The following is an 18,813-nucleotide window of genomic DNA, read 5'->3' as shown; positions in this document are numbered from 1 at the left end:
AATGAGCTCTTGCCGGAACTCGTTTTCTTTTTGTTTTTTCGATATCATACACTATATTTGTGATTTCGAAAAGACCTAATATTGTTTTATAAGGGGTGAAAGAGTTGACAGGTCATCTAGTACAGTATGGTCAACACCGTCAGCGGAGGAGTTTCGCACGGATCAGCGAAGTGCTCGATCTGCCGAATCTGATTGAAATCCAGACGGCATCTTATGAGTGGTTCATGGAAGAAGGAATGATGGATATGTTCCACGATATTTCCCCGATTTCAGATTTTACGGGAAATCTTTCGTTGGAATTCATCGATTATACTCTTGGGGAGCCTAAATACCCTGTTGAAGAGTCAAAAGAGCGCGATGTTACGTTCGCAGCTCCAATCCGCGTCAAGGTACGTCTCCATAATAAAGAGACGGAAGAAGTAAAAGAACAAGACGTCTTTATGGGAGATTTCCCGCTGATGACGGAAAATGGTACGTTTGTCATTAATGGTGCTGAGAGGGTTATTGTCTCACAACTCGTTCGATCACCGAGTGTTTATTTCAGTGATAAGACGGACAAAAACGGTAAACGTGGTTTCGGTGCAACTGTCATTCCAAACCGTGGTGCTTGGTTGGAATATGAAACAGATGCAAAAGATGTTGTCCACGTCCGAATTGATCGGACTCGTAAATTGCCTGTTACAGTACTCCTTCGCGCGCTCGGATTTTCATCCGACCAGGAGATCATTGATTTAATCGGTGATAACGAGTATTTGCGCAACACGCTAGAGAAGGACAACACGGAAACATCTGAAAAAGCATTACTCGAAATATACGAACGTCTTCGCCCGGGTGAGCCACCAACACTTGATAGTGCGAAAAACCTGTTATTCTCTCGATTCTTCGATGCAAAGAGATACGATTTAGCCAATGTTGGACGCTACAAGATGAATAAGAAACTTCATGTTCAAAACCGTCTTTTCAATCAGACGCTAGCTGAAACGCTTGTCGATCCTGAAACAGGCGAAATTTTACTGGAGAAAGACCAACTCATCGATCGTCGCGCATTGGACAAACTGCTTCCGCATTTGGAAAAAGGTATCGGCTTTGAAGAGATTACCCACGCAAGTGGAGTTCTTGAAGAAAAGATAACAATCCAGTCCATTAAAATCTATTCTCCGAAAAGTGAAGAAAAGCAAGTAATCAACGTAATATCCAACGCGTATGTCGATGATTCTATTAAACATGTCACGCCGGCAGATATTGTTGCTTCAATCAGTTATTTCTTCAACCTTCTCCATGGGGTAGGTAATACGGATGATATCGATCATCTCGGTAACCGTCGTCTGCGCTCTGTAGGCGAACTACTTCAAAATCAATTCCGTATCGGGCTTTCCCGAATGGAGCGTGTCGTAAAAGAACGTATGTCTATAAATGATACGCAGTCGATTGTACCGCAGCAGCTGATTAACATCCGCCCTGTTATCGCATCGATTAAAGAGTTCTTTGGTAGTTCACAATTGTCCCAGTTCATGGACCAGACAAATCCGCTTGCCGAATTAACACACAAACGGAGGCTGTCAGCATTAGGGCCTGGTGGTTTAACAAGGGAACGTGCAGGAATGGAAGTACGTGACGTTCACTACTCCCATTACGGACGCATGTGTCCAATTGAAACACCAGAGGGACCGAATATCGGGCTGATTAACTCACTTTCAACATTTGCGAAAGTGAACAAGTTCGGATTCATTGAAACGCCATACCGCAAAGTTGACCCTGTCTCTGGTAAGGTCACCGCCAAAATTGATTACTTGACTGCAGATGTAGAAGATAATTACGTCGTGGCTCAAGCAAATGCAATCCTTTCAGAAGATGGTTCTTTCGTTAGTGAAGGAGTCGTTGGACGTTTCCAAGGGGATAATACAGTATTTAAACGCGAACAAATCGACTATATGGATGTTTCGCCTAAACAAGTAGTTTCTGCGGCAACTGCATGTATTCCATTTTTAGAAAACGATGACTCTAACCGTGCCCTTATGGGAGCGAACATGCAACGTCAAGCTGTTCCTCTTCTCAATCCGGAAGCACCTTTCGTAGGAACTGGTATGGAACACATATCAGCACGCGATTCAGGTGCAGCTGTACTTGCGAAGTTTGATGGAATTGTCGAGCATGTTGAAGCGAGAGAAATCCGCGTTCGTCGCATTGAAACCGTGGATGGCAAAGAAGTGAAGGGTGATCTTGTAATACATCATCTAGAAAACTTCATCCGCTCGAATCAGGGAACTTGTTACAACCAACGTCCTATTTGTAGTGTAGGAGACAGAGTTAAGCCACTTGACATTCTTGCAGATGGTCCTTCAATGGAACAAGGAGAACTTGCGCTTGGTCGTAACGTTCTAACTGCCTTCATGACATGGGATGGCTTCAACTATGAAGATGCTATTATCATGAGTGAACGACTTGTGAAAGATGATGTATTCACATCGGTGCATATCGAAGAATACGAATCTGAAGCACGGGATACTAAACTCGGCCCTGAAGAAATCACGCGCGACATTCCTAACGTAGGTGAAGAAGCGCTCCGTAACTTGGATGACCGTGGAATCATCCGTGTTGGTGCTGAAGTGCGTGATGGAGATATCCTAGTCGGGAAAGTGACACCGAAAGGCGTAACTGAACTGACTGCTGAAGAAAGGCTTTTACATGCAATCTTCGGTGAAAAGGCTCGTGAAGTCCGTGATACATCCCTGAAAGTACCTCACGGGGCTAGCGGAATCGTTCTGGATGTTAAGGTATTCAACCGTGAAGACGGAGATGAATTGCCGCCAGGTGTTAACCAATTGGTGCGCGCGTATATCGTTCAGAAACGTAAAATATCCGTTGGGGATAAGATGGCTGGACGTCACGGTAACAAAGGGGTTATTTCTCGCATCTTGCCTGAAGCAGATATGCCTTACTTGCCGGATGGCACACCAATCGACGTCATGCTTAACCCGCTTGGCGTACCATCACGTATGAATATCGGACAGGTTCTTGAAATGCACCTTGGTATGGCATCCCGCAGTCTTGGGATTCATATGGCATCGCCCGTATTTGACGGAGCGAATGAACAGGACGTTTGGGAAACGATGGAAGAGTCCGGTATGGACCGAGATGGAAAAACGGTACTTTATGATGGTCGTTCAGGCGAAACTTTCGACAACCGTGTATCTGTTGGTGTTATGTACCTTATCAAATTGGCGCATATGGTCGACGATAAATTGCACGCTCGTTCAACAGGACCTTACTCACTCGTTACACAACAGCCACTGGGCGGTAAAGCTCAGTTTGGTGGACAGCGTTTCGGAGAGATGGAAGTGTGGGCGCTAGAAGCATACGGTGCTGCATATACGCTTCAAGAGATTCTGACTGTGAAGTCGGATGATGTTGTAGGACGTGTGAAGACGTATGAAGCAATTGTTAAAGGTGAAAGCGTTCCACAACCGGGTGTTCCTGAATCATTCAAAGTTCTAATAAAAGAACTTCAAAGCCTTGGTTTGGACGTTAAAATGTTATCGATTGACCTTGAAGAAATCGAGTTGCGTGATCTTGATGAAGATGACGATATGCAACCGACAGATGCTCTGAATCTGATAAAAGAAGATCAAACAGTTTGATTTGCCTAGTGAATGATATAAATGGTTCAAAGGGGAAATGCACATCTTCCCCTTTCTCTATTCAATATAATGTGTGCGCCTGCTCGGAAAAGCCAAATGCAGCGATAAGACTAAAGGGAGGTAGGCTCCTTGATAGATGTAAATAATTTTGAGTATATGAAGATCGGCCTTGCTTCGTCAGATAAGATTCGATCATGGTCATATGGTGAAGTTAAAAAGCCGGAAACAATTAACTATCGTACGTTGAAGCCCGAAAAAGACGGTCTGTTCTGTGAACGTATTTTCGGACCTACGAAAGATTGGGAATGTCATTGCGGAAAATATAAACGCGTACGTTATAAAGGCGTCGTTTGTGACCGTTGTGGAGTAGAAGTGACGCGTCAAAAAGTTCGCCGTGAACGCATGGGGCATATTGAACTAGCAGCTCCAGTGACGCATATTTGGTACTTCAAAGGAATTCCAAGCCGTATGGGACTCATACTCGATATGACACCACGTGCTTTGGAAGAAATTATTTACTTCGCATCTTATGTAGTAGTTGACCCTGCGGATACACCGCTTGAAAGAAAGCAGTTGCTATCCGAAAGAGAATATCGCATCTACCGCGAAAAATACGGAACTAAATTCCAAGCACTCATGGGTGCTGAAGCGATTGAGCGACTACTTGCGGCAATCGATCTTGAAAAAGAGATGGAGTTCTTAAAAGAAGAGTTGAAAACTGTTCAAGGACAACGCCGCACACGTGCGATTCGACGCCTTGAAGTCGTTGAGGCATTCCGTAATTCAGGCAATAAGCCTGAGTGGATGGTGCTAGAAGTATTGCCAGTCATCCCACCGGAACTACGCCCGATGGTACAACTTGACGGAGGACGTTTTGCAACATCCGACTTGAATGATTTGTACCGAAGGGTCATCAACCGGAACAATAGATTGAAACGCCTCTTAGATCTTGGAGCACCGGGCATCATTGTTCAGAATGAGAAGCGGATGCTGCAAGAAGCAGTCGATGCACTTATCGATAATGGTCGTCGTGGCCGTCCAGTTACTGGACCGGGTAACCGTCCACTCAAATCCCTTTCACATATGCTGAAAGGTAAACAAGGTCGTTTCCGTCAAAACTTACTTGGAAAACGGGTTGACTATTCTGGTCGTTCCGTAATCGTCGTAGGGCCTAACCTGAAAATGTATCAGTGTGGTTTGCCGAAAGAAATGGCTATTGAATTGTTCAAACCTTTTGTAATGAAAGAACTTGTTGAACGTGGTCTAGCACATAATATTAAGAGTGCTAAACGTAAAATTGAGCGTCTACATTCAGAAGTATGGGACGTTCTAGAAGAAGTCATCAAGGAGCATCCGGTCTTATTGAACCGTGCCCCGACTCTTCACAGACTGGGTATCCAGGCATTTGAACCAATCCTTGTAGAAGGGCGTGCAATTACGCTTCATCCACTCGTTTGTACAGCTTACAACGCTGACTTTGATGGTGACCAAATGGCAGTCCACGTTCCGTTATCGGCAGAAGCACAAGCTGAAGCGCGTCTTCTTATGTTAGCGGCACAAAATATATTGAACCCGAAAGATGGGAAACCAGTTGTTACTCCGTCTCAAGATATGGTGTTAGGAAACTATTACCTCACATTGGAACGTAAAGGAGCATCAGGTGAAGGAACTTCCTTCAGCAGTGCGGACGAAGCACTTATCGCTTACCATAACGGTCATGTGCATCTTCATTCACGTATTGCTCTTCAGGCAAGTACTTTGAACAACCCTACTTTCAATGAAGAACAAAATTCAAAACTACTACTAACAACGGTTGGTAAAGTTATTTTCAACGAGATTCTGCCTAAATCGTTCCCGTATATTAACGAGCCGACAGATTTCAACTTACAAATTGAAACACCAGATAAGTATTTCGTAAGTGGTACTGTCAACATAAAGGACCATTTAGCTGAAATGGATTTAATTGAACCTTTCAAGAAAAAAATCCTAGGTAATATTATTGCGGAAATCTTTAAACGTTTCCATATTACAGAAACGTCGAAAATGCTTGACCGTATGAAAAACCTTGGATTCAAATACTCTACTCGTGCAGGAATTACAATCGGTATTTCCGATATCGTCGTTTTGCCGAATAAAGATGACATCTTGAATGAAGCACAAGACAAAGTGGATAAAGTACTACAACAGTTCCGTCGTGGTCTGATTACTGAGGAAGAGCGATATGATCGCGTTATCTCTTACTGGAGTCATGCCAAGGATGTAATTCAGGACAAACTGATGGATTCACTTGATCACTCTAACCCGATCTACATGATGAGTGATTCGGGCGCACGGGGTAACGCATCTAACTTTACGCAGCTAGCTGGTATGCGTGGTCTGATGGCCAACCCGGCAGGACGAATCATTGAACTTCCAATCAAATCGTCATTCCGTGAAGGTCTAACAGTGCTTGAGTACTTCATCTCGACACACGGTGCTCGTAAAGGACTTGCCGATACAGCCCTTAAGACAGCTGACTCAGGTTACTTGACACGTCGACTAGTTGACGTTGCACAAGACGTCATCGTCCGTGAAGATGATTGTGGTACAGATCGTGGATTGGATATCGGTGCGCTTATGGATGGAACAGAAGTTATCGAAGGTCTGGATGAACGTATCGAAGGCCGTCACACGAAGAAAACAATCTACCATCCTGAAACAGGTGCCCTAATCCTTAAACGTGATGGCTTAATTACGGCTGATGCAGCTCGTGCCATTTTGGATGCGGGACTTGAACAAATAACAATCCGTTCTGCGTTCACATGTAATACGAAACACGGTGTTTGTAAATTATGTTACGGCATTAACTTGGCAACAGGTGAAACAGTTGAAGTTGGTGAAGCAGTTGGTATTATCGCTGCACAATCAATCGGCGAGCCGGGTACACAGCTTACAATGCGTACGTTCCATACAGGTGGAGTTGCAGGGTCTGATATAACACAAGGTCTTCCACGTATCCAGGAAATTTTCGAATCACGTAATCCAAAAGGGGTTGCAGTCATTTCGGAAATCAAAGGTGAAATCGTCGAAATTGATGAAATTCGTGAAGGTCAGAAAGAAATTACAATTCAAGGCGATGTAGAAACGCGGAAATACCTGACGCCATACAACGCCCGTCTTAAAGTTGAGGTCGGTGATACGATTGACCGGGGTGAAGTGATAACAGAAGGTTCTATCGATCCGAAAGAACTGATTGTTGTCAAAGACGTCGTTACCGTTCAAGTCTATCTCTTGAAAGAAGTTCAAAAAGTTTACCGCAGTCAGGGTGTTGAAATCGGTGATAAGCACATTGAAGTAATGGTTCGCCAAATGCTTCGTAAAGTGCGCATCATCGAAGCAGGGGACACGGATCTATTACCGGGTTCACTACTCGACATCCATCAATTCTCAGATGCGAATGCGGAAGTGCTTAAAGTCAACAAAGTTCCGGCGACTTGTCGTCCTGTTATTCTCGGTATTACGAAAGCTTCACTCGAAACGGAATCCTTCTTATCGGCAGCTTCTTTCCAAGAAACAACTCGTGTCTTGACAGATGCAGCCATCAAAGGGAAAACCGACGAGCTACTCGGCTTGAAAGAAAACGTCATTATCGGGAAACTTGTTCCAGCTGGAACAGGAATGCAGCGTTACCGTCACATCGTTATGGAACAGGATAAAGAAAAAAGTGTAACGAAATAAGTTTGAAGTCTTTAACTCAACAGTAAATGGGGGAACTCGAAAGACTTCCTTCCCATTTATTATTGAAAGTGTTGACAGTTACCGATACAGGTGATAAAATACAAAAGGTTGATAGTTGATGTCTGTACTTTGGAGGATATGGAAATGTCTTATGAAAAAGTTGAGCAGGCAAAGAAGACGATCATCGGTACAAAGCAGGCAGTGAAAGCAATCCGTGCAGGGATAGTGATAGAAGTTATTATTGCGCAGGATGCAGAAGGACGGATTATTGCTCCAGTGATGGAGGAGGCCGAACTTCATAACGTTCAAGTAACGTATGTTGATTCGAGAGAAAAACTCGGAAATGCATGTGGCATTCAAGTCGGTGCAGCTGTGGTTGCGATTACTGATTAATAGTTTTTGTGCAGATTAGCACAAAGACTTTGTTTTTACCCCAAAAATGAACCACCTGGATGTGTGGTCTTACAAAAGAAGTTCGGAAGGAGGAAAAATCGATGCCTACAATTAATCAATTGGTCCGTAAACCACGTAAGACAAAAGTGGCAGGATCTAAATCTCCAGCACTTGGAAAAAGCTATAACAGCTTCAAAAAAGCTACAACAAACGTAAACTCACCACAAAAAAGAGGTGTTTGTACGCGTGTTGGTACAATGACACCGAAAAAGCCAAACTCGGCTCTTCGTAAATATGCACGTGTACGCTTGACGAACCAATTGGAAGTCAACGCATACATCGGCGGTGAAGGTCACAACCTTCAAGAGCATAGTGTTGTTCTTCTTCGCGGAGGACGCGTAAAAGATTTACCAGGTGTTCGTTACCACATCGTTCGTGGAGCACTTGATACAGCTGGTGTAACTGGACGTCTACAAAGCCGTTCTAAGTACGGAGCTAAAAAACCAAAAGTTAAGAAAAACTAATTACACAACATAAATTCAAAATGATAGTTAAGCAAAACCCGCTTAAAAAATGATGATTGAAGGTTATTTAAGCGGCAAACGCTTAAAAACTTGAAAGGAGGAATACAACATGCCACGTAAAGGCCCTGTTGCGAAACGTGACGTACTTCCGGATCCGATTTACAATTCGAAGCTCGTTTCACGTCTTATTAATAAAATGATGGTTGACGGTAAAAAAGGTACATCTCAAAAAATCCTCTATGGTGCGTTCGAGCTAGTGAAAGAACGTTCTGGAAAAGATCCACTTGAAGTATTCGAAGCGGCACTTACTAATGTAATGCCAGTTCTTGAAGTTAAAGCACGCCGTGTAGGTGGAGCAAACTATCAAGTACCAGTTGAAGTACGTCCTGATCGCCGTACAACTCTTGGACTTCGTTACCTTGTTAACTACTCACGCACACGCGGAGAAAAAACAATGGAAGAACGTCTTGCGAATGAAATCCTTGATGCTTCCAACAACACTGGTGCTTCTGTGAAACGCCGTGAAGAAATGCACAAAATGGCTGATGCTAACAAAGCATTCGCTCACTATCGCTGGTAAGCTCAAGCGATTCATAACTACTCTAATCCAAGACGGAAGGAGATCATATAATGGCTAGAAAATTCTCCTTAGAGAATACACGTAACATTGGTATCATGGCTCACATTGACGCTGGTAAAACAACGACAACTGAACGGATACTTTATTACACTGGTAAAATCCACAAAATCGGGGAAACGCACGAAGGTGCATCTCAAATGGACTGGATGGAGCAGGAGCAAGAACGCGGAATCACAATCACTTCAGCTGCTACAACGGCTGAATGGAAAAACCACCGCGTAAACATCATTGATACTCCGGGTCACGTAGACTTCACTGTTGAAGTTGAACGTTCACTTCGTGTTCTTGATGGGGCTGTAACAGTGCTTGACGCTCAATCGGGTGTTGAACCACAAACAGAAACAGTTTGGCGTCAAGCGACAAACTACGGCGTTCCACGTCTGGTTTTCGTTAACAAAATGGATAAAACTGGTGCTGATTTCCTTTACTCAGTAGGCACACTTGTTGACCGTCTTGGAGCAAACGCACATCCAATTCAATTGCCGATTGGTGCGGAAGATACTTTCGCTGCAATTATCGATTTAGTTGAAATGAACGCAGTTTTCTACGAAGATGATACAGGCCTAAACGCTGAAGTTAGAGAAATTCCAGAAGAATATCGTGAGCAAGCTGCAGAATACCGTGAAAAACTAATTGAAGCGGTTGCTGAATTCGATGAAGCACTTATGAATAAATTCTTGGATGAAGAAGAAATTACAAACGATGAAATCAAAAAAGCGATTCGTAATGCGACATTAGCTGTTGAATTCTATCCGGTTGTATGTGGGACTGCTTTCAAAAACAAAGGTGTACAACTTGTTCTTGATGCTGTTATCGACTATCTTCCATCTCCACTTGACATCCCGCCTATGAAAGGAACAAATCCTGAAACTGATGAAGAAGTTGAGCGTCACTCAGACGATTCAGAGCCCTTCTCGGCATTAGCTTTCAAAGTTATGACGGATCCTTATGTAGGTAAACTAACATTCTTCCGTGTGTATTCTGGTGTTCTTCAATCAGGATCATACGTACAGAATGCTTCAAAAGGTAAGCGTGAACGCGTAGGACGTATTCTACAAATGCATGCTAACTCACGTGAAGAAATCTCTGAAGTACATTCAGGGGAAATTGCTGCTGCAGTTGGACTTAAAGATACAGGAACTGGTGACACACTATGTGATGCTAGCGCGCCTGTAATTCTTGAGTCAATGGACTTCCCAGAACCAGTAATTTCACTTTCTGTTGAACCGAAAACGAAAGCCGACCAAGATAAAATGGGTATGGCTCTTGCTAAGCTTCAAGAGGAAGACCCTACATTCCGCGCACATACAGACCAAGAAACAGGAGAAGTAATCATCGCTGGTATGGGTGAATTGCATCTTGACGTTCTTGTAGATCGTATGCGTCGTGAATTCAACGTTGAAGCTAACGTCGGAGCACCGCAAGTGTCTTATCGTGAAACATTCCGTTCTTCGGCGGAAGTTGAAGGTAAGTTCGTGCGTCAATCCGGTGGACGTGGACAGTTTGGTCACGTTTGGATCGAATTCTCTCCTAACGAAGAAGGAAAAGGATTTGAATTCATTAACAACATCGTTGGGGGATCAGTTCCACGTGAATATATCCCTGCAGTTGAAGCAGGTATCCGTGATTCACTAGATAATGGTGTAATTGCTGGTTATCCTTTGATTGACATTAAAGCTCGTCTATTCGACGGTTCTTATCATGATGTCGACTCCAACGAAATGGCGTTTAAAATTGCTGCTTCTATGGCACTTAAAAACGCAGTATCAAAAGTTAACCCGGTTCTACTTGAACCGATGATGAAAGTAGAAGTTCAAATTCCTGAAGAATACATGGGCGATATCATGGGTGATGTTACATCACGCCGTGGCCGTGTAGAAGGAATGGACGCTCGTGGTAATTCACAAGTAGTTCGTGCAATGGTTCCACTAGCTAATATGTTTGGTTACGCAACATCTCTACGTTCTAACACACAAGGACGCGGAAACTTCTCAATGGCATTTGATCACTATGAAGAAGTGCCGAAATCAGTTGCAGAAGAAATTGTCAAGAAAAACAAAGGCGAATAATAGCATTCTAATTTGTTTCTAATTAAAATGTAAGTAGTAGATATGGGCAGTTAAAGGGGGGCCCCCCTTTAACACCTATAACTATATATAAAAACAAAAATAACTTTTATATTTCGAGGAGGATTTCCATAATGGGAAAAGAAAAATTCGACCGTTCCAAGCAGCATGCTAACGTAGGTACAATTGGTCACGTCGACCATGGTAAAACAACACTAACTGCAGCAATTGCAACAGTTCTTGCAAAAAAATTAGGTGGAACTGCAGCATCATATGCTGACGTTGACAACGCACCTGAAGAAAAAGAACGCGGAATCACAATCAATACTTCACACGTTGAATATGAAACTGCAACACGTCACTACGCACACGTTGACTGCCCAGGTCACGCGGATTACGTTAAAAACATGATCACTGGTGCAGCTCAAATGGACGGCGGTATCCTAGTTGTTTCTGCAGCTGACGGCCCTATGCCACAAACACGTGAGCACATTCTTCTTTCACGTCAAGTAGGTGTTCCTTACCTAGTTGTCTTCATGAACAAATGTGACATGGTTGATGACGAAGAACTTCTTGAATTAGTAGAAATGGAAATTCGTGACCTTCTTTCTGAATACGATTTCCCTGGCGATGACATTCCTGTCATCAAAGGATCTGCTCTTAAAGCACTTGAAGGTGAAGAAGCTTGGGAAGATAAAATCATGGAGCTTATGAATGCTGTTGATGAATATATCCCTACACCACCACGTGATACTGAAAAACCATTCATGATGCCTGTTGAGGATGTATTCTCAATCACAGGACGTGGAACTGTTGCTACTGGTCGCGTTGAGCGTGGAGTAGTTAAAATCGGTGATGTTGTTGATATCATCGGTATCGTTGAAGAACCGAAAGCTACTACTGTAACAGGCGTAGAAATGTTCCGTAAACTTCTTGACTATGCAGAAGCTGGCGACAACATTGGTGCACTACTTCGTGGTGTATCACGTGACGATATCCAACGTGGGCAAGTACTTGCTAAACCAGGTACTATCATTCCACACACTAAATTTTCATCTGAAGTTTATGTTCTTTCAAAAGAAGAGGGTGGACGTCATACTCCATTCTTCTCTAACTACCGTCCACAGTTCTACTTCCGTACAACTGACGTGACTGGTGTTATCGAGCTTCCAGAAGGCGTAGAAATGGTTATGCCTGGCGATAACGTTGAAATGACAATCGATTTGATTGCTCCAATCGCTCTTGAAGAAGGTACGAAATTCTCTATCCGTGAGGGTGGACGTACTGTAGGCGCTGGCGTTGTAGCAACAATCATTAAATAATTCGTTACCTTTTAAATCCCGCCCATTGTGGCGGGATTTTTTTGTCCTTGAATTTCCATTGACAGATGAAACACCCTTTGTTATCTTAATATAGTCACTTCAACGCTTTAACTGACTAAAGAAACATTCGGGAGGAAAATACATGAACGCTGTACTAATTGCTGTAGGAATAATGCTTATATTAAGTTTACTGCGGGTTAACGTCGTGTTGGCTCTTGTTGCAGGAGCAATTATTGGCGGATTTGCAGGTGGTTTGTCATTAAATGAGACGATAACTTCATTTACGGGTGGGCTAGGAGCCGGTGCAACCATTGCCCTAAGTTACGCGTTACTTGGCGGATTTGCTGTTGCAATCTCTAAAACTGGTATTCCACAGCTACTGGTAGCTGCAATGCTACGAATTGTAAAGAGAGATGGGGAAGCGGACAGAACCGGTCTCGGAAAAGTTCTAATTATATTAGTTCTTCTAACGATGGCTTTGTTCTCACAAAATCTTATACCTATTCATATTGCATTCATACCGTTAATAGTACCGCCAGTTCTACATATTTTAAATTTGTTGAAAGTGGATCGTCGTTTAATTGCTTCCGTTCTGACATTTGGATTAACGGCTCCATATATCCTACTGCCATATGGCTATGGATTCATCTTCCACGAGATTCTCGCTATTCAAATGGAAGCATCTGGACTAGCAATCAACATGGCAGATATCCCGAAAGCAATGGCATTTCCTGTTCTGGGCTTGGTGGTTGGACTACTGATTGCGATCTTCTTCTCTTATCGTAAACCAAGAGAGTATGCGGATAAGCGAATTGAATTTGCCGAAGAGGTAGTTATTGTGAAGAAACGCAATATCGTCTTTACAGTGGTTGCGCTTATCGGTACCCTTGCAGTACAAATACCAACAGATTCGATGATTGCAGGTGCCGTAACCGGTATCACAATTCTATATATTACAGGGGCACTAAAATGGAAAGATGCTGATGGTCTTATCAATGAAGGAATGCGCATGATGGCGTTTGTCGGCTTCGTTATGATTTCGGCGAATGGATTTGCTGCTGTGCTTCAAGAGACGGGTCATATTGTTACGCTTGTGGAATATGCAAGTACCGTTCTTGGTGACAGTAAAGGAATCGCTGCTTTTGTAATGCTTATGGTCGGTTTGATTGTCACGATGGGCATAGGATCATCATTTGCTACGATTCCAATTATCACTTCAATCTTTGTACCGCTTAGTATGGCCTTCGGTTTCAGTACGTTATCAATCATCGCACTCATAGGAACTGCAGCGGCCCTGGGAGACGCAGGCTCGCCTGCATCTGACTCTACACTTGGACCGACTGCTGGACTTGACGTGGATGGTCAGCATAATCATATATGGGACACATGTGTACCAACGTTCATTCATTACAACATTCCGTTGTTGGTGTTCGGATGGATAACAGTAATGTATCTAAACTGATAAATAAATTTTTCGGACTATTAAGCTCTGTGTTGCAAAAATGGAGAGAAAGAATTATAATAATAAAGTTGAGAAAAAGAATTCCGCCAAAACACTTGCGAGATTCTTTTTCTTTGTGTATAATATTGAATGTTGGTCTTTGACTGCGATGAAGCGAGAGGTTGCCGACACACCAGGCCGCTTTGCCATGGCATGTGTGTGGGAAATTTTCGCGGAGAATGTCTATAACAAAATAGGCGCAAGGGAGGGAAAATAATGGCAAAACAAAAGATTCGTATTCGTTTAAAAGCATATGATCATAGAATTCTTGATCAATCGGCTGAAAAGATCGTAGAAACAGCAAAACGTTCGGGTGCTAGTGTATCGGGTCCGATTCCACTACCGACTGAAAGAACTGTCTACACGATTCTTCGTGCGGTACATAAATACAAAGATTCGCGCGAACAGTTCGAAATGCGTACTCATAAACGTCTTATCGATATCGTTAATCCGACACCACAAACTGTCGACGCTTTAATGAAACTCGATTTACCATCAGGCGTAGACATTGAAATTAAACTTTAATCGATACAAAATAAAACACACATTAATTCAGGAGGTGGACTAAATGACCAAAGGAATCTTGGGAAGAAAACTCGGTATGACGCAAATTTTTGCTGAAAACGGAGATCTTATCCCGGTAACTGTGATTGAAGCTGGACAAAACGTTGTTCTTCAAAAGAAGACAAAAGAAACGGACGGCTACGAATCAATCCAAATCGGATTTGAAGATAAACGCGAAAAGCTTGCTAACAAACCTGAAAAAGGGCACGTTGCAAAAGCTGATACTGCACCTAAGCGCTTCATTCGTGAATTCCGCGAATTAGACGTTAGTGGCTACGAAATTGGTCAAGAAGTCAAAGTCGATACTTTCGCTGAAGGCGATATCGTTGATATTACAGGCACATCAAAAGGTAAAGGGTTCCAAGGTGTTATCAAGCGTCACGGATATTCACGCGGACCTATGACTCACGGATCACGTCATCACCGCGCACCAGGTTCAATTGGATCTGTAGATGCACAACGTGTATTCAAAGGTAAAAAAATGCCGGGCCGTATGGGCGGTAAAACAGTAACAGTTCAAAACCTTGAAATTGTACGGGTTGACATTGAACGTAACTTGTTACTAGTTAAAGGTAACGTTCCTGGAGCACGCAAATCACTTCTACAAGTGCGCAGCGCAATCAAAGGGAACTAACTACTAAAGGAAGGAGGAAACAGGAATGCCTAAAGTAACCGTATTAAATCAGGCAGGAACTTCTGTCGGAGACATCGAGCTAAATGAAGCAATCTTTGGCATCGAGCCGAATGAATCTGTTTTATTCGAAGCATTAGTTAGCCAACGTGCTTCATTGCGTCAAGGTAACCATAAAGTGAAAAGCCGCGGACAAGTAGCTGGTGGTGGACGTAAGCCATGGCGCCAAAAAGGTACAGGTCGTGCCCGTCAAGGTTCGATTCGATCACCACAATGGCGTGGAGGCGGTATCGTATTCGGTCCAACTCCAAGAAGCTACAGCTACAAATTACCGAAGAAAGTCCGCAGGTTGGCTCTTCTTTCAGCACTTTCTACGAAAGTTCGCGACGAAGAAGTAATCATTCTTGAAGGACTAACATTCGAAGCACCAAAAACAAAAGAATTCATCAAAGTACTTGCTGATCTTTCGATTGACAGAAAAGCATTGATTGTAACTGCAGACCTAGATGAAACTGTGGCATTGTCCGCACGTAACATCCCTGGAATCAGTGTAGTAACAGCTACAGGTATCAATGTACTTGACCTTATTGGTCACGACAAACTTGTTATGACAAAAGCAGCGGTGCAAAAAATAGAGGAGGTGCTTGGTTAATGGAAGCACGTGATATTCTAAAACGTCCGGTCATTACCGAGCGTACTTCTGAACAAATGGAATTCAAAAAGTACACTTTCGAAGTTGACACGCGCGCTAATAAAACACATATTAAGCAAGCTATCGAAGAAGTCTTCGGTGTTCAAGTTGATAAAGTGAACGTACAGAATTACAAAGGTAAACTTAAGCGTATGGGTAAGCATTCTGGTTATACGAACAGACGCCGCAAAGCGATTGTTACACTAACTGCTGACTCAAAAGACATTGAACTTTTCGAAATGTAATTTGAACGACTAATAGATATCTAATTATACGAAGGAGGGAACACAAATGGCGATTAAGAAATACAAACCTACCTCCAACGGACGCCGTAACATGACTACATCCGATTTTGCTGAGATTACTACTGACAAACCGGAAAAATCATTGCTTGCACCGCTTAAGCGGAAAGGCGGCCGTAACAACACTGGTAGGACTACTGTTCGTCACCAAGGTGGAGGCCACAAGCGCCAATACCGTGTCATCGATTTCCAACGACGGAAAGATGGCATACCAGGACGCGTTGCTACGATCGAATACGATCCAAACCGTTCAGCTAACATTGCTCTAATCAATTACGTAGATGGAGAGAAACGCTACATTCTTGCTCCAAAAGGTTTAGTAGTTGGAGCAATGATTATGTCAGGCCCGGAATCAGATATCAAAGTGGGTAACTCACTTCCACTTGAAAACATTCCAATGGGTACTACAATCCACAACATCGAAATGAAACCAGGTAAAGGCGGACAACTAGTACGTTCTGCAGGAACTTCTGCACAACTATTAGGCCGAGAAGACAAGTATGTAATTGTACGTCTTCAATCTGGAGAAGTTCGCATGATTCTTGCAACATGCCGCGCGACAATTGGTCAAGTCGGTAATGAGCAACACGAACTTATCAATATCGGTAAAGCAGGACGTTCACGTTGGATGGGTAAACGCCCAACAGTTCGTGGTTCTGTCATGAACCCTAACGATCACCCACACGGTGGTGGTGAAGGTAAAACTGGTATCGGTATGAAATCGCCGGTTACTCCTTGGGGTAAACCGACACTTGGATATAAAACACGTAAGAAAAACAACAAATCCGACAAACTTATCGTTCGTCGCCGCAAGAAATAATTTGAATGCACTGCGGTTCAACGAATGGACCGTAGTACAGACACGGAGGGAGGTTCCGACATGGGCCGCAGCTTGAAAAAAGGACCATTTGTAGACGATCATCTAATGAAGAAGGTTGAAGCACAAAAGGATTCCGAGAAAAAACAGGTTATCAAAACTTGGTCACGCCGTTCAACTATCTTCCCGACATTCATCGGAATGACAATTGCTGTATACGACGGACGTAAACATGTTCCTGTTTATGTTACTGAAGATATGGTAGGTCATAAACTGGGTGAATTTGCACCAACGCGCACATACAGAGGTCATGGCGCTGACGATAAGAAAACAAGACGTTAATTTGAGAGGAGGTTATTTCTGATGCAACAAGCAAAAGCTACTGCCCGCACAGTCCGTATTGCTTCTCGCAAAGTCCGTTTGGTCGTTGATCTTATCCGGGGCAAAAAAGTCGGTGAAGCTATCGCAATTCTACGCCTGACGCCGAAAGCGGCATCTCCGGTTGTAGAAAAAGTTTTGAAATCAGCGATTGCAAATGCTGAACATAACTACGAAATGGACGTCGAAAACCTATTCATAAGCGAAGTATTCGTTGATGAAGGTCCGACTATGAAACGTTTCCGACCACGCGCACAAGGACGCGCAAGTGCGATTAACAAGCGTACGAGCCACATTACTTTAGTGGTATCTGAAAAGAAGGAGGGATAATTCGTGGGTCAAAAAGTACATCCTAACGGTTTACGGGTCGGTATCATCCGTGACTGGGAGTCTAAATGGTACGCAGAAAAAGACTATGCGACTCTCTTACACGAAGATTTGAAAATCCGTGAATACATTGAAAAGCGTCTTATAGAAGCGTCTGTTTCTAAAGTAGAAATTGAGCGTGCTGCAAAGCGTGTTAACATCAGCATTCACACTGCTAAACCAGGTATGGTTATTGGTAAAGGTGGTACTGAGGTTGAAGCACTTCGTAAACAACTGAACGAAATCACTGGTAAACGCGTTCACATCAACATCATCGAAATTAAACGTGCAGATCTTGATGCTAAATTAGTTGCAGAGTCAATTGCTCGTCAACTAGAAACTCGCGTATCATACCGCCGTGCACAAAAACAAGCGATTCAACGTACGATTCGTTCTGGTGCTAAAGGAATTAAAACACAGGTTTCTGGTCGTCTTGGCGGGGCTGACATAGCTCGTTCGGAACATTACAGTGAAGGTACTGTCCCTCTCCATACATTACGTGCAGATATTGATTATGCACATGCTGAAGCAGATACTACATTTGGTAAGCTTGGCGTTAAAGTATGGATTTACCGTGGAGAAGTCCTTCCAGTGAAGAAACAGAAGATCTCTGAGGAAGGAGGCAACTAATTATGTTAATGCCTAAACGAGTTAAATATCGTCGTGTATTCCGTGGTAAAATGCGCGGTACTACAAAAGGCGGAGCAACAGTTCAATTCGGTGAATACGGTCTACAAGCGGTTGATGCGGCATGGATTACAAGCCGTCAAATCGAAGCAGCACGTATTTCAATGACACGTTACATGAAACGTGGCGGTAAAGTTTGGATCAACATTTTCCCGCATAAACCATATACGAAGAAGCCTCTTGAAGTCCGGATGGGTTCCGGTAAAGGTGCTGTAGAAGGCTGGGTAGCAGTTGTTAAACCTGGTAGAGTTATGTTCGAAATAGCAGGTGTACCGGAAGAAGTTGCGCGTGAAGCGCTTCGCCTTGCATCTCACAAACTTCCTATCAAAACTAAGTTTGTAAAACGTGAAGAAATTGGTGGTGAATCTAATGAAAGCTAATGAAATTCGTGATCTGACAACTGCAGAGATTGAGCAAAAAGTGAAATCACTGAAAGAAGAGCTTTTCAACCTTCGCTTCCAACTCGCGACAGGTCAATTAGAAAACACTGCACGCATCCGAGAAGTTCGTAAATCGATTGCGCGCATGAAAACTGTAATACGTCAAAGAGAAATCAGTGCAAATAACTGATGAAGG

At 43.2% G+C, this 18,813-nt stretch carries 18 protein-coding genes; all 18 read left to right on the top strand.

Annotated features, from left to right (window positions below; genetic code table 11):
- The first annotated feature begins 104 nt into the window (after window positions 1-104).
- The 18 genes from rpoB to rpmC all read left to right on the top strand — a co-directional run bounded on the left by rpoB (window position 105) and on the right by rpmC (window position 18,807).
- The gene (gene rpoB, locus AC1TO6_RS10780) at window positions 105-3,638 is read left to right on the top strand and encodes a DNA-directed RNA polymerase subunit beta (RefSeq protein WP_482101596.1); all 3,534 of its coding nucleotides are present in this window, start codon (window positions 105-107) and stop codon (window positions 3,636-3,638) included.
- Window positions 3,639-3,767: 129 nt separating this feature from the next.
- Window positions 3,768-7,355: a DNA-directed RNA polymerase subunit beta' gene (gene rpoC, locus AC1TO6_RS10775; protein ID WP_482101595.1), complete on the top strand. Its 3,588-nt coding sequence runs from the start codon at window positions 3,768-3,770 to the stop codon at window positions 7,353-7,355.
- Between the two features lie 144 nt (window positions 7,356-7,499).
- Window positions 7,500-7,748 (top strand): ribosomal L7Ae/L30e/S12e/Gadd45 family protein, encoded by a 249-nt coding sequence (locus AC1TO6_RS10770; RefSeq protein WP_482101594.1) that lies wholly within the window; start codon window positions 7,500-7,502, stop codon window positions 7,746-7,748.
- A gap of 101 nt (window positions 7,749-7,849) precedes the next feature.
- Window positions 7,850-8,272 carry a 30S ribosomal protein S12 gene (gene rpsL / locus AC1TO6_RS10765; protein ID WP_482101593.1) on the top strand — a complete coding sequence of 141 codons (423 nt, stop codon included), beginning with the start codon at window positions 7,850-7,852 and terminating at the stop codon, window positions 8,270-8,272.
- A 109-nt stretch (window positions 8,273-8,381) separates the two neighbouring features.
- On the top strand, window positions 8,382-8,852 hold the full coding sequence (gene rpsG, locus AC1TO6_RS10760; protein ID WP_067204733.1) for a 30S ribosomal protein S7: 471 nt from the start codon (window positions 8,382-8,384) through the stop codon (window positions 8,850-8,852).
- Between the two features lie 50 nt (window positions 8,853-8,902).
- The gene (gene fusA, locus AC1TO6_RS10755) at window positions 8,903-10,981 is read left to right on the top strand and encodes an elongation factor G (protein WP_482101592.1); all 2,079 of its coding nucleotides are present in this window, start codon (window positions 8,903-8,905) and stop codon (window positions 10,979-10,981) included.
- 131 nt (window positions 10,982-11,112) lie between these two features.
- Window positions 11,113-12,300, top strand: coding sequence for an elongation factor Tu (gene tuf, locus AC1TO6_RS10750; protein ID WP_482101591.1), 1,188 nt, complete (start codon window positions 11,113-11,115; stop codon window positions 12,298-12,300).
- Window positions 12,301-12,442: 142 nt separating this feature from the next.
- Window positions 12,443-13,762 (top strand): Na+/H+ antiporter family protein, encoded by a 1,320-nt coding sequence (locus tag AC1TO6_RS10745; RefSeq protein ID WP_482101590.1) that lies wholly within the window; start codon window positions 12,443-12,445, stop codon window positions 13,760-13,762.
- Between the two features lie 255 nt (window positions 13,763-14,017).
- Window positions 14,018-14,326: a 30S ribosomal protein S10 gene (rpsJ, locus tag AC1TO6_RS10740; protein WP_067204744.1), complete on the top strand. Its 309-nt coding sequence runs from the start codon at window positions 14,018-14,020 to the stop codon at window positions 14,324-14,326.
- Window positions 14,327-14,369: 43 nt separating this feature from the next.
- Window positions 14,370-14,999 (top strand): 50S ribosomal protein L3, encoded by a 630-nt coding sequence (gene rplC / locus AC1TO6_RS10735; protein WP_482101589.1) that lies wholly within the window; start codon window positions 14,370-14,372, stop codon window positions 14,997-14,999.
- A gap of 25 nt (window positions 15,000-15,024) precedes the next feature.
- On the top strand, window positions 15,025-15,648 hold the full coding sequence (rplD, locus tag AC1TO6_RS10730) for a 50S ribosomal protein L4 (RefSeq protein WP_482101588.1): 624 nt from the start codon (window positions 15,025-15,027) through the stop codon (window positions 15,646-15,648).
- Entirely contained in the window at window positions 15,648-15,932 is a 285-nt protein-coding gene (gene rplW / locus AC1TO6_RS10725; RefSeq protein ID WP_340792986.1) for a 50S ribosomal protein L23, read from the top strand. The genes rplD and rplW overlap by 1 nt, the downstream gene beginning before the upstream one ends.
- 46 nt (window positions 15,933-15,978) lie before the next feature.
- On the top strand, window positions 15,979-16,809 hold the full coding sequence (rplB, locus tag AC1TO6_RS10720; protein ID WP_482101587.1) for a 50S ribosomal protein L2: 831 nt from the start codon (window positions 15,979-15,981) through the stop codon (window positions 16,807-16,809).
- Window positions 16,810-16,869: 60 nt separating this feature from the next.
- Entirely contained in the window at window positions 16,870-17,148 is a 279-nt protein-coding gene (rpsS, locus tag AC1TO6_RS10715; protein WP_340792988.1) for a 30S ribosomal protein S19, read from the top strand.
- Between the two features lie 21 nt (window positions 17,149-17,169).
- On the top strand, window positions 17,170-17,514 hold the full coding sequence (rplV, locus tag AC1TO6_RS10710) for a 50S ribosomal protein L22 (protein ID WP_067204760.1): 345 nt from the start codon (window positions 17,170-17,172) through the stop codon (window positions 17,512-17,514).
- A 3-nt stretch (window positions 17,515-17,517) separates the two neighbouring features.
- Window positions 17,518-18,180: a 30S ribosomal protein S3 gene (gene rpsC / locus AC1TO6_RS10705; RefSeq protein ID WP_482101586.1), complete on the top strand. Its 663-nt coding sequence runs from the start codon at window positions 17,518-17,520 to the stop codon at window positions 18,178-18,180.
- A 2-nt stretch (window positions 18,181-18,182) separates the two neighbouring features.
- The gene (gene rplP, locus AC1TO6_RS10700) at window positions 18,183-18,617 is read left to right on the top strand and encodes a 50S ribosomal protein L16 (RefSeq protein WP_482101585.1); all 435 of its coding nucleotides are present in this window, start codon (window positions 18,183-18,185) and stop codon (window positions 18,615-18,617) included.
- Window positions 18,607-18,807, top strand: a complete 201-nt coding sequence (gene rpmC / locus AC1TO6_RS10695) for a 50S ribosomal protein L29 (RefSeq protein WP_025783856.1) — start codon at window positions 18,607-18,609, stop codon at window positions 18,805-18,807. The genes rplP and rpmC overlap by 11 nt, the downstream gene beginning before the upstream one ends.
- The last annotated feature ends 6 nt before the right edge of the window (window positions 18,808-18,813 follow it).

This window comes from Sporosarcina sp. Y352 (genome assembly GCF_056786535.1).
This window is presented reverse-complemented; position numbering and strand designations above follow the sequence as displayed.

Coding starts and splice junctions, on each gene's coding strand:
- rpmC (WP_025783856.1), top strand. CDS start 18,607: ATGAAAGCTAATGAAATTCGTGATCTGACAACTGCAGAGATTGAGCAA.
- rpsL (WP_482101593.1), top strand. CDS start 7,850: ATGCCTACAATTAATCAATTGGTCCGTAAACCACGTAAGACAAAAGTG.
- rpsG (WP_067204733.1), top strand. CDS start 8,382: ATGCCACGTAAAGGCCCTGTTGCGAAACGTGACGTACTTCCGGATCCG.
- rplC (WP_482101589.1), top strand. CDS start 14,370: ATGACCAAAGGAATCTTGGGAAGAAAACTCGGTATGACGCAAATTTTT.
- AC1TO6_RS10745 (WP_482101590.1), top strand. CDS start 12,443: ATGAACGCTGTACTAATTGCTGTAGGAATAATGCTTATATTAAGTTTA.
- fusA (WP_482101592.1), top strand. CDS start 8,903: ATGGCTAGAAAATTCTCCTTAGAGAATACACGTAACATTGGTATCATG.
- rplV (WP_067204760.1), top strand. CDS start 17,170: ATGCAACAAGCAAAAGCTACTGCCCGCACAGTCCGTATTGCTTCTCGC.
- rplD (WP_482101588.1), top strand. CDS start 15,025: ATGCCTAAAGTAACCGTATTAAATCAGGCAGGAACTTCTGTCGGAGAC.
- rplW (WP_340792986.1), top strand. CDS start 15,648: ATGGAAGCACGTGATATTCTAAAACGTCCGGTCATTACCGAGCGTACT.
- rpsS (WP_340792988.1), top strand. CDS start 16,870: ATGGGCCGCAGCTTGAAAAAAGGACCATTTGTAGACGATCATCTAATG.
- rplB (WP_482101587.1), top strand. CDS start 15,979: ATGGCGATTAAGAAATACAAACCTACCTCCAACGGACGCCGTAACATG.
- rpsJ (WP_067204744.1), top strand. CDS start 14,018: ATGGCAAAACAAAAGATTCGTATTCGTTTAAAAGCATATGATCATAGA.
- AC1TO6_RS10770 (WP_482101594.1), top strand. CDS start 7,500: ATGTCTTATGAAAAAGTTGAGCAGGCAAAGAAGACGATCATCGGTACA.
- rplP (WP_482101585.1), top strand. CDS start 18,183: ATGTTAATGCCTAAACGAGTTAAATATCGTCGTGTATTCCGTGGTAAA.
- tuf (WP_482101591.1), top strand. CDS start 11,113: ATGGGAAAAGAAAAATTCGACCGTTCCAAGCAGCATGCTAACGTAGGT.